This window comes from Alistipes dispar, assembly GCF_006542685.1.
Taxonomy (GTDB): domain Bacteria; phylum Bacteroidota; class Bacteroidia; order Bacteroidales; family Rikenellaceae; genus Alistipes; species Alistipes dispar.
This window is the reverse complement of the sequence record NZ_AP019736.1, coordinates 146330-157964: the sequence shown is the minus strand read 5'-3', so window position 1 is coordinate 157964 and position 11635 is coordinate 146330. Positions and strand designations below refer to the sequence as shown.

At 56.1% G+C, this 11635-nt stretch carries 10 protein-coding genes; all 10 read right to left on the bottom strand.

The window, feature by feature from the left end; translation table 11 throughout:
- Positions 1-291 precede the first annotated feature (291 nt).
- Positions 292-1647 carry a DnaB-like helicase C-terminal domain-containing protein gene (locus tag FME97_RS00865; protein ID WP_004293560.1) on the bottom strand — a complete coding sequence of 452 codons (1356 nt, stop codon included), beginning with the start codon at positions 1645-1647 and terminating at the stop codon, positions 292-294.
- Positions 1644-2261, bottom strand: a complete 618-nt coding sequence (locus tag FME97_RS00860; RefSeq protein ID WP_008672745.1) for a hypothetical protein — start codon at positions 2259-2261, stop codon at positions 1644-1646. Before FME97_RS00860 ends, FME97_RS00865 begins: the two co-directional genes overlap by 4 nt.
- A complete protein-coding gene (locus FME97_RS00855; RefSeq protein ID WP_004322848.1) occupies positions 2239-2841 on the bottom strand; it encodes an RNA polymerase sigma factor in 603 nt (200 codons plus the stop codon). The genes FME97_RS00860 and FME97_RS00855 overlap by 23 nt, the downstream gene beginning before the upstream one ends.
- Before the next feature lie 144 nt (positions 2842-2985).
- Positions 2986-3471 carry a crossover junction endodeoxyribonuclease RuvC gene (locus FME97_RS00850; RefSeq protein WP_004293563.1) on the bottom strand — a complete coding sequence of 162 codons (486 nt, stop codon included), beginning with the start codon at positions 3469-3471 and terminating at the stop codon, positions 2986-2988.
- Positions 3446-5770, bottom strand: coding sequence for an AAA family ATPase (locus FME97_RS00845; RefSeq protein ID WP_117974427.1), 2325 nt, complete (start codon positions 5768-5770; stop codon positions 3446-3448). Before FME97_RS00845 ends, FME97_RS00850 begins: the two co-directional genes overlap by 26 nt.
- The gene (locus FME97_RS00840; protein ID WP_004293565.1) at positions 5758-6825 is read right to left on the bottom strand and encodes a metallophosphoesterase family protein; all 1068 of its coding nucleotides are present in this window, start codon (positions 6823-6825) and stop codon (positions 5758-5760) included. The genes FME97_RS00845 and FME97_RS00840 overlap by 13 nt, the downstream gene beginning before the upstream one ends.
- A 74-nt stretch (positions 6826-6899) precedes the next feature.
- Positions 6900-8159 carry a hypothetical protein gene (locus FME97_RS00835; RefSeq protein WP_004293566.1) on the bottom strand — a complete coding sequence of 420 codons (1260 nt, stop codon included), beginning with the start codon at positions 8157-8159 and terminating at the stop codon, positions 6900-6902.
- Positions 8160-8440: 281 nt separating this feature from the next.
- Positions 8441-8800, bottom strand: a complete 360-nt coding sequence (locus FME97_RS12490; protein ID WP_224241394.1) for a hypothetical protein — start codon at positions 8798-8800, stop codon at positions 8441-8443.
- 34 nt (positions 8801-8834) lie between these two features.
- Positions 8835-9047, bottom strand: a complete 213-nt coding sequence (locus tag FME97_RS12485) for a hypothetical protein (RefSeq protein ID WP_191835317.1) — start codon at positions 9045-9047, stop codon at positions 8835-8837.
- 2 nt (positions 9048-9049) lie between these two features.
- Positions 9050-11632 carry a hypothetical protein gene (locus FME97_RS00825; RefSeq protein ID WP_117974425.1) on the bottom strand — a complete coding sequence of 861 codons (2583 nt, stop codon included), beginning with the start codon at positions 11630-11632 and terminating at the stop codon, positions 9050-9052.
- Positions 11633-11635 lie beyond the last annotated feature (3 nt).

The window sequence follows — 11635 nt, the reverse complement described above, 5'->3', positions numbered from 1 at the left end:
GTATTTGCGAGGTCATTCGAACTTTCCTCGAACAAAGGTCGTATGATATCTCGAACGCCAAGACCCGTGAGCGGAAACTGAAAGTCTTGGAGGCGGCAGAGGAATTGAAATGTGAAAACCTGCTGTTGATAACATGGGGAACGGACGATATGGCGGAATACAAAGGGCATACAATAAAAATCGTATCTGTCCGGAATTGGTTTTACGCATGTAAGCTGCCATATATTCTCAACATTCCAGTCGTTACAAGTCAAAAAGCCACCGACACGCCGCATCCGGATCGATGGCTTTTTATTCCCTGTTCAGATTCAGTGTCCTCTGCCCGTCATAGAACACCTCATTGTCGTAGTCGGTGGCAATCCTGATAGTGTCTCCTTTCTTGAAGAACCGGCTTTTGGCCACGTGCAGGCGCATAACGTTCTCCTTTCTTTCAGCCGATGACTGGTTGAGCGAAACAAGGTGCGTGCACGGGCGGGCCAGACCTTTGGCCTCCGAACAGTTGTACTCGGTCAGCACGTTCCGCTCGTCATTCAGCCACTCCCGGTCTTCGATGGTAGACTGGTAAGTCACCACCATCCATACCTTTTCGTCCGCCGCCAGGTCCTTCAGGTCATTAGCCACCGCGATACGCTTCGCCCGTTCATGGTCGGCTCCCCATGAACGGCGGTTGGCATCCGTCAGCAAGTCCATCGAATCCACAATCACGATGTCCGGATTATATCCTTTGAGCTTCCTGTATTCCGAAATGCCGTTCTTGATGTCGAGTGTCGAGACCTGGGCATTGAAACGCGGGTAACTGCGCACCGTGATGCTTCCGGCATACGAGGCGACCAGTTTTTCCAGATGTCTCATCTCCGTATCCGAAATCTTTCCCCGCTCGTAATAGTAGGCGTTCCTGGAAATCAGTCCGCCGGAATAGGCGTTCAACGCCTCTTCTTCCGAACCTTCCAGCTGGAAATGCAGCACATGCAGCCCGTCATCGATGTCCGCCCTGACACCGATCCATTTGGCGATGTGCGACTTTCCCACGCCTGTGCTGGCCAGGAAACAGGTCAGCTGACCTCGCAGGTTACGTCCGGCATTGAGCGCATCCAGATACGGGATGTAGAAGCGGGACACACGAGGGGCGGCCGAGCGTTCCTCTTCCTCCTCGCGCCGGCGGTTCCTCTCGAAACGCTCCTTGAAAGTCGCGGCCACATCGACGAACGAGGAACTCTTCAGCGTGAACCCTGCCAGCCACTCGGCATATTCCCGAAGAGTCTTCTCCGCCTTGTCCTGTTTGTTCTCGTTATACAGTTTCCCGACCTCCGCATAGACCGACTGCAACCGGACCCCCTTGATGTAGGACTCCAGCATGTCGGTCATCACCTCGGCACTCTGTCCCTCGTCATACTCCCGGAAAGTGTCTATCAGCTCGATGGCGTCGTAATCCTCATGGAAGGTCTGTGCCAGCACGGCATACGACGGCGGTGTCTTGTATGTCTTGAAGTGTACGGCTATCGCCTCCTGTACCTGCTGGAACGAACGGTCCGGCAGGTATTCCTTACGCATATGCCGGGCTAGGACAGCACACAACGGTTCCTGTCTGAGCGCCGTGGCATAGAGTTCATACAGGAACTCGGCACTGAGCGGATTGACGGCACTCATGGCTTCGCCTCCTTTTTCCGCCACGCCTCACAGCGGATACGGTACAGTTCCGGATAGCGCGCCTGTGTCCTTCTGCGGCATGGCTCCGCTTTCGCACATTTTGAGCATGACGGGGAGAAAGGCGTCCACATCAGCGTGGAGAGCGCACAGACGAGATATCCCGCTTCGGTGGAGAGCAGTCGCCGCTTGGTCGTCTCCTCGTATTCCGGATAAATAAAACGCCCGAACGGATGGCTGCGGCGGTCTTCCACTGCCCGCGCCAAATCATGCCGTGACAGCCCGAAACTCTTCAGCCACCGGTCCTCCCGGTAGCGGCGTTCCTTTCCCGAGCGGAGATAGCGGCCGATGGCTTTCTTTCCGAATGAATGGGAGACGTTCCATTTCCTGCGATACGCGGTATCATATCCGGAAATGGCATATGTCTGGCAGATACAGAAGTCGGACAGGCGTTCCGCACTGACGGAGACGACCTCCCGGCACAAGCCGTCGAAACACATCCCGAGCTGCCTGTCCGACTTGCCGCCGGTAGGGAACACAAAATCCGCCCACACCGTGGTGCGGACCAGCCGTGTAAAGAGCCTCCGGCATCCGTCAATCCATTCTTTTCTCTCCATCGCGTGTCAATAGTTTGCGCAGCTGCGTCTTGGCTAGGAAGATGCGGCTTTTTACCGTTTCTACGTTCCTGGTCTGCAAAGTACCGTTGTTATAGGTGATTTCCATGATTTCCCCGAGTTTGTAACCAGCCTGCTGCAAGAGCAGGGCTTCCCGGTAAATCGGTTTGAGCCGGTCCAGTGCCCAGAGGATGTCATCGTTATAGAACTCGCGGTAGTTGTCCATCCCCATGCTGTTTCCCGACGGTTCGTCCTCATCCGACAGCGAAGAGGATATTTCCGAAATGTCGATATTGTCGTCCGGGGGCATGCGGTTCCTGTTGCGGTTGTTCAGGTCCGCCACAAGCCGTTTGGTCACGGCATAGATCCAGGTCTTTACCGGACGGGCCGGGTCATAACTGTCCATATACTTGAAGAAGTTGGCCAACGCCTCGAGGTAGTTGTCCTCGATGTCCTCCTGGTTATAGGTATATTTGATACAAATGCTGTATATCAGATTCTTGTGCGGCATCACATATTTTCTGAGAAGTTCCGCCCTCTGTCTCGCGGATTCGTCTTCAGGCTGGAGAACCGCAATAAACACATCTTTCTTTTCCACGTTTCCACTGACTGAAAAGGTTGATAATGAATCTCATGTCCTAATCTGTCAGCTACCGTGAGCGTCAATTGAAAAAACGGGCGGCAGCATTACCGCCGCCCGGAAAAAATCCAAACCGTTGTCGGCTTGTCACAGCCTGTGCCTGCGGATGTAATAGTAGAAGAGGTGGCAGGCATCCGCCGCATTGTCATCCACCGGGACAATACCGTATCTGTCCTTGCAGGCCGCGACCATCTGCGTCTTGGTGGCGTGTCCGTCTCCCGTCGCCCATTTCTTGAGGACAGCCGGGTTGACGAACTCCGGTTCCGGGATATCCAGTTCATCGCACACTTCGAGCAGGATACCCCTGAGTTCCGAGAGCCGCCGCATGTCGTAGAAATGGCGGTTCACGCTCACATCCTCGGCCACGACGCGGCGGATGCCGTAACGACGGAGCAGCGAGAGCAGCGTAGTCCTGAAAGCGCCGTGCATCTTGTTGCCGTTGCGCCGTTTGCTTTCGGTGAAGTTCCATGTCCCGGCCTCATGCAGGGAGAAGTATCCGGTATGCGTGGCGATGTCCAGCGCCAGTACCTGCTCCCGGGTCAGTACGCTATTCTCCGAGTCTCGATTCGCCATTCTCTTTCACGATTACCAGTTTATGCGGATACCCTTCAGCCACATTCCCGTGCGAGACTACCAGCACGGTACCGCCGAGCGAGTTCAGCGCCTCGAACATGGAGGCCAGCCCCGCTTCATCGACCGCCTCGAGTATCTCGTCCAGCACGAGCAGATCCAGTCCCTTGTCCCCGTCGCAGTTGCTGTTCACGAGTTTCTGCATGGCAAGGATGGTCGCCAAATTCACACGGGCGGCTTCGCCTGCCGAAAACTTGCCGAACGAGCCGCAGTCCATGCCGTCGCGCAGCAGTGAGATGGAGATTTTCTCCCTTACCTTACCACTCTTGAGGACGGTATACCCGTCGAAGCGGATACGGATGTCGCTGCCGATGTCTTGCAGGAACTCGTTGGTGATACGGCTGAGCGCCTCGATTTTCGTGTTGGCCAGATAGGTCTTGAACTGCACGAACCGTTCCCGCTGTATCTCCAGGGCACGGACCCGGGCATCGACGGCCGTCTTGCGCCCTGCCGCCTCGCTGGACTTCCCGCGCGTTTCACGGAGAGTGTCCTTGAGCGATTGTATGAGGTCGGGTGAAGCCGCCTCATCCAGCTCCCGGATCGTGGCCTGCAAAGTGTCGATGGCGCAGGCCGCAGCCTGTATATCTTCCTTGCCTACCCGTATGCCGCGGTTCAGTGCGGCATTGCGCTCGTCTATGAATCCGAACACCTCGTCGAATACCTTGCGGCGGACACCTTCGATTTCACTTTGCAGGGCGGTAATTTCGGAAGCGATGCGTTTATGCCCGCTTTCCACCTCTTCCACGTGGCGGGTGGCATTCCTGATGGCCCGTTCGTGCCCGGCCAGCTGCTCCTCCCATCCGGTGCGTCTGCCTTCCAATATCCGGCGCTCATGGTTCAGCCGGTTCTGCTGCAACTCCACGGCATCCGTCTCCTCCTGCTTCTCATCGATACGGCCGTTGATTTCCGTGAGCTGCCGTTGACGGAGCTTCAGTTCCTTCATGCCGGCCTCGATGTCGAACTGTGGTTCTGCCACCAGAAACTCATGCCCGCAGAAAGGACAGGTGATGGAGCCGGCCAGTTTGTTCGAGAGGCCGTCAATACCGGCAGAAACGATACGCCGTTTATGACGCAGTTCCTCGATGCTGCCGGACAGGTCGCGCAGACGGATGTCGATTTCCCGCAGTCTCTCCGCAGTCGTATCGGACTGATCCCTGTATGCCTCACAGAATGCGGCATACTCCTTCTTGAACTGTTCCCAGCCGTCAGTCCTGTTTTTCAGTTCCTGTTCCGCCTGCTTCAAGATGGCATCGCAATCCTTCAGCCGCTCTGTGGCGGTCTGTAACCGTCCTTTCTTTTCGGCAATGACCTTGTCCCAGTCCGTCTGCCGGGCATCGGGAAAGAGGGACATCATTTCCGCTATCTTTTCCAGACATGCTTCCAATGCGGTATCTCCGGCTTCCAGTTCCTGCAAAGCCTCGTCCGCCCGCTGCACTCCGGCAAGCTGTTCCTCAAGCCTGTCCACGTTCTCGTGCCCGGTACGGATCTGCTCCCTCTTGGCCGCTATGGCCGTTTCCAGTCCCATGATACGTTCCACACGGGTACGCCCCCGCTCGGCTCCGGCTTCCTCCTCCTTGCGTATCTGCTCCTGTAACATCCCGATACGCCCGTCCAACCCGGCCAGTTCCAGTTCCACCTGCCGTTTCTTTTCAGAGAGCGGCACGATGTCTTCCTCCACTTTGGCGATGGCTTCATCCACCAGAATACCGTTGGAAAAGCGGTTGATGACCTCTTTCTTCTCCTTGTCCGATGACGAGAGGAAATCCTCATACCGGTATTTGGAAAGGATGAAATTGTTGAGCAGCTCGTCGCGTGTGATACCCAGTTTGTCAAGAATATACCGGTTATAGGCATCCACCGAAGGCTGTACCGCTTCATCGGTTACCACCTGCTTGCCGCCACGGTAAAGCGTACAGCTGACAGAGGAAGCCCCCTTGCGCGGGATACGGCGGTTGACGAGCAGTTCCTCGGCGGCGGAATCGTTGATGAAACGCAAAGCGATACGGCATTCTTCCGCTGCATCGTTGATAATCTCCTCCGAGCGTATCTTTCTAAGCGGGCTGCCCGTGATACCCACGGCAATGCATTCCAACAGGGCAGACTTGCCGGCCCCGTTCGACTGCTGGGACTCATTGTCCCGGTTATCGCCGAAAATCAATGTCGTCACGCCTTGCCGCAGCATGTAGGACAGCGAACGGAAGGCGCAGAGATTTTCGGCTTCTATCGTCTTTAATTTCCACATGATCTGTTTTCTATTCTAGATAAATACTCCAATCCCATCGACACATCCTCGATCTGTTTCTCCCGGCAGAAGTCCTCGTAGGTTTCCCGGATGCGGCGGCTGTCGAATTTCTCGAAGAGCGAAGAGGATACCGCCTCCGGCAGCTGCTCGTCATCGGCAACCAGTTCTACCTTCGCCGCTCCGGCTTCCAGCAAGGCGGCTTTGTCCACCGATTTCATCGCGGCGGCAGGTGCATGGACACGCACCTTGACCTTGTAGCGACCATCGGCCTCCATTTCACGCAGCTCGTCCATCAGGTGCAACCCGGCACGTTCCGCCGGCATATCCATGACACGGTACCGCATGTTCACGCGGTTCTTGACAAACTCGTACGTGCCGTCCGTATACAGCACCGTGTATCCTTTCTCCTCGTCCTCCCCGAAGTTATGCTGGCGCGAGGAACCGATATATTCGATTCCCGTCCCCGGAATGACGGTACGGTTGTGGTAATGGCCGACAAAGACCTTGTCGAAAGGAGAGAATATCCTGGCAGGCAGTTCCTTTTCCGAAGGCTGTGCCAATGCCCCGTTGATACCCTCATGGATGTAGAGGAAGTGCTCCGGTTCTCCGGAAAGCGCTTCCGCAGCCAATCGTCCGAGCCTTTCGGCAAAAGAGCCGTCTTCCGGAAAATAGCTCATTACATGGAGCGCGAACTTCCATTCCGGGCGGCACAGGGTCAGGTACTCATCCACGACAGTCACATTCGGATGCCGGTCGAAGACATGACAATATCCGCGCAGGGATTCCTGGTTCACCTTGTCGTGGTTCCCTTCCGCCAGCGTGACATGAATGTCATGGTCCGCGGCGGATACAAGCATATCCCTGACGGCCAGCAGGACATCGAGTGTCTGGGCGGCACGGGAAAAGAACAGGTCTCCTCCGACAACCACTTCCCGGATATCCCGTTCCCTGCAAATTCCCATGGCCTCCTGCCAGTTGGCCTGGAATGCAGGGATGTTGTCTTTCGAGATGTGGATGTCATTCAATAACAAAAGGCAGGGTTTGTTCTCTTTCATACTAAGTGATTGTGATTAGGACGGGAGGCCCGGATGCCTCCCGTCGGATTAGAATTCAAGAACTTGTGAAAGGCTTATCTGCGGTGGCGGGGACGCCCGGCACGCTCTTCCGTTTCCTCCGGCTGCTCTTCTTCCTCCCCGGGGACATCCTCCGGTTCGTCACTGGGCTTCGGACCCTCCATCTCGCTTTCGATCAGGTCGAGTAGTTCCCGGTTGCTCGTGGAGCGTGTAACACGCACGGAGAGCCCTTCCTGCTCGATGTAGCCGCGGATCATCGCACGCAGCTCCTGGCCTTCCTCGGTCTTCTCACCGAGTTCCTGCCGCTGAAGCTCGTCATAACGTTCGAAAAGGTCGTCCAGCGAGATGCCTCCACCTTCACGCCCGTTTTCTCTGTTATCTTTCGTACGGCGGTCGAACGAGAACGCGGATATATCCTCCTTGGGCAGTTCACCGTCCAGCGTGTCGATGACCGTCTTCATTTCATCCGTCTCCATGAGCGACATGCCGTAGATACCGTCGCACTGTTTGAGGAACTCGACGGTGGCTCCCAGATGATAACGGGTGTAGCGGTAGATGATTTCCGGGATACGCGGCGCACCCATCAGGGCGGTCAGCTCCTCCTTGGTCAACGGTACCGGTTCCGATTCGTTGTCAATGGAAATGACATACTCGGTCTTGGCTCCGTTCTTGCGCTTTTCAATCTCCACCGGATAGGCGTCATACACCGAGGAAATCGGGCACGGGTAAGACGGATTCTTGGCCAGTTTCTTGCTCCACAGCTTGAACTTCCTCTCATCCAGATCCTTGAACTGGGCATGGGAAAGGGTCATCATCTGCACGCCTTTGGCTCGTTCACCCAGGTCGAATACATAGAGACAGTGGCCGTAACTGTATTTCAGACCGCCTCCGAACGAGCCCCCGGCAATCTTTTCCGCCAGTTTGTCGTCCCCGTCCTCTTTTGCGGCTTCGACGGCCATGCGGCGGTAAGTCTCGATGGGATCAACGCTATATCCGGCATCGGTAGCGCGGGTGACAGTGACATACATCTTCTGGGGCTTGTTCCCCGTAGCGGGTTTCTCCAGCTCCAGAAGCAGCTGGTGGACGGGATACTCATAGCCCGGACGTGTCGGCGAGCCGTCCGGATTGGGAGCGATGGGCAGGATACGGAGACGGTAAGTCCCGAACTTGTCCATGCGGAAGAACTCCGTACGGGCGAACGCCCTGTTCTCCTCCTGGGCACGCAACTGTGCCTCCTGATAAGATTCCTGAACGCCGAGGAACATTTCCTCGACAGACATGCCTTCCATGCCGTTGTTCTTTTCTTCTTCTTGCATAAACGCTTTGTTTTATGGATTTAAAAATGCCCGAAGAATGCGACACGGTATACCCGCATCGCAAAGAAACTGGTAACAGGACGGACGGGTTCGGTTGCACCGTCCGCGTTCAACTGATAAAATTGGGAGAGGATGTCTCGCTGACCGTATCCCGAAAGAGGATACTCATTTGACAATATGGAAAGGTCTTGCAGCGACCGTGGAATACAAAATTAGGCAAATTACCCGGAACAGCCATACATGTACATGAATGTTTCTCACCGGCATTGTCCTTCAGCGCATTACCGTTTCATTTTAAGAATGCTTTTAATCTCCCCGAGCAGTCTGTCGCCGCCCGGCGCGTTCCGCGCTTCGGCAAGCAGCCTCCTGCGGTTCCGGCGGATATACTCTTCTCTCTTGCGGCGGCATATGCCTTCATAGTAGGCTTTGCGCTCCGGCGTGAGCCGTTTCCCGCGCCGGCAATAGACCCCGTCCCGGCGGTACTCGTCCAGGTAGCGGCGGAACTTCGCCTTGCCGCAGGAAGGGTCTTTCGATGCCTCCGCCACCGACCGTATGACCTGCCAGTCCGGCTCGAAGGGCTGCTGCGTGGCGCATAACCTGCGGAGCAGATGATAGACTACCGGCATCTCATACCGGAGCATGAAGCCTATCCGTGTCTCGTCGAAAGGAAAGCGCTTAAGCGTCCCCTGCGGTCTTCCGTCTTCTCGCTTTCGGGGCTTCTGCTGCCGGGGAGACGGTTTCTTCTGCGGCTGCCGCCTGATTTTCTTCTGTTTCATGATGTTGCGGTTGAATGGTTTGCTGTACGGTTTCACGGACGGGAACGTTCCTGCGCTCCGCAATCCTCCGGCGGCTTTCAATATCGCCGTTTACATTGAGTTTATGTTTCATGACTATACAAAATAGGTGAAGTTGAGTTCTACATTGACATTGTACATACCGCGCTCGTAAAGCTGTATCCTGCGCGAACCGCCGTAGATGGTGAACGAGGAGCCCCGGTTGTACTTGTGGTCATCGTTCCAGTCAGCGGCGCTGCAGCGCACGCTGTATCTCGGGGGCTGTATCTTGTTCGGGATGACGGCAACGATGCCGCCCCAGTTGCTGCCGTCCCTGCGTGCGGTATTGATATACCCCTGTATGGACACGATATTCCCGATCTGGCGGATAAACAGCCCCTGGGTATCTGTTCCCGAGCCGCTGTTCTCCATGTGCATCCATCCCGTATCCGCCAGCAGGGGCTGGTATTCTTCCGCATAGGCGGCTCCGATAGCGCGGCAGGCCTGCCGTTTCGCCTCCGCTGTCGGCAAGGACAGGTCGGAAAGTTTGCCGTCCTTGCGCAGGTAGTCCTTGACGATTTCGTCTTTGGACAGCACGTCCAACTTGTTCCGCAGGAGCTGCCGGGCTTCCATGGGGGATTTTCCTTGCCCGGTCAAAAAGTCGATGTAATCCTGGAACAGGTTTTCAAGCGCGGCGAAGCGGGCGTCCGCCCCGGCCTTGGTATACAGGTTCAGGTTGGTGGCGATGGTATCCTTTTCGGAAGCGTTGTAGCCGCCCATCAGCCGTTCCGCCTTTTTCTTGAGTTCCCTGACAACCTGCGAGGTCATCACGTATCCCTCGACCTGTGCGTGCGAAATGCCGCCTTCATCTATGTAGGCGAACGAACCGGTCTTGATTTCCAGCAGTTTGTCCCTGAGTTCGGGTGTGAAGACAATGCCCTCGTAAGCGGAGTCAGTCCCGAGCTTGCCGTCCATCATCCGGTCTATCTCGGCCGTGGAATAGACTTCGAGGTTCTTGCGTGCCTTGCCCTTGTCCGGAAGGTCGGACAGGTTCGAGGTCTTGGCCAGTTTCAGCTCCCCGGTACCTTTCTTTTCGGCATCGAGGGTATCCCTGACGGCCGCCTGCCGCTTTGCTTTCAGTTCGGCGGCTTCCTCTGCCGTCAGCCCGCTGATCTCGTCCGCCGTCAGGCGCACCAGCTCCTTCAATCCTTCGGAGATTTCCAGAAATACCTCCCCGGCTTCCGCTTTGGAATAGACATCGATATTCTTCCGGGCGGCAGCCTTGTCCATGACATCGGAAAGGTTCCCGTCGGCGGAGAGTTTCATTTTCAAAGCCGCCGCGACGGTTCCCGATGTGACATAACCTTCGTCGCCCTCCGTCAGTTCTCCGGTAGTGATAGCCGCCAGTTTCTTCCTGTATTCGGTCGTGAAGTCTTCGGTAGAGAGCTGTTTGCCTTCTACCACATCCACTTTCTTTCCCATCGCCTCCGTAAAGGCCCTGACGGTCACATAGGTGTCGGACACGGATTTTCCGTTGATTTTAAGCGTACCGAGCACATCCACCGCTCCCAAAGGGGCAAGCACGATGTCGCCCAGAGCGTTCCTCAGCGCAAAACGGAAACTGTCAGCGGTGTCGAAGCCGACGGTGGCGAGCAGCGCGGCGGCACTGTCGCGCCAGGTAATCAGGTTTGTCAGCCTGGCATTGTCTTTCGTATAGGCGGTATTCTGAATATCGATACCCCGTCCGGTGCTTTGCAGGGAGAGCAGTCCGCCGACCTGCAGGGTGGCGGTACGCCCGATGACTTTCAAAACAGGTGTGGTGCAGGCTTTTCCGTCATGCACGGCAAAGTCACGGTATTTTGTTCCGCCGCCCTCCGTGCCGTGGTAATTGATACGGATACAACCCTCATCCGTCACATCCGAGGTGTTATAGATGTCGTATCCCTTGATGCGGACAGCCCCGATCCGGGCGTTTTCATTCAGCGAAGTACCGCAGGATATGCCGTCTTCCGTAACCCTGGCCAGTTCCTTGCCTTGTTTCATGAAACTGAACGTGCCGTCCGTCCGGATGACAATCTCGTTGACAAGCAGACCGTGCAGGTAGGCACCGATGGCGGCATGGCCGTCCGCCTTGACGATGCCTTTGAGCATGTAGCCGTTCCCGCCGCTGACGGAGACGGCGGTCTTGGAGCTGATTTCTTTCTGCCCGGTGAACGTTCCGGCCAGCACCAGATCCTTCTTGACGGTCTGCCGGGCAAAAGGTGTATCGAGCAGGACAGCATAGCGGCCGAAGAACTTGTCGATGAACCGGGGTGCATAGCTCTCCGTCACCTCGATGGCCGCCGGCAGTTTGTCAGTAACCGGATCGACCGTATCCGGGACAGCCTTGGCTCCGGCACAGAGATAACAGGTACGCCCGCGCTTGTTGACCTCATTGGCGTAGACCACCGATTCATGCCGGTTGATTTCGTATATATAATAGGGATAGACAGCATCGGCGCAGCCGTCGAAACGGCGTACCTTTCCGCCGAGCCAGACATAACCCGGGGAGACGCGGGGACCCTCGATCTCGCATCCGGAGATGATGAAGTCCGAGCAGCCGTCGAAGATGGCACTCAGGCTCAGGGTAAGCTCCTGCAAGTTCAGGATGTCGTCCGAATAGGTATAACGTCCGCCGGTTTCGGCTACATATTCTTTCATCTT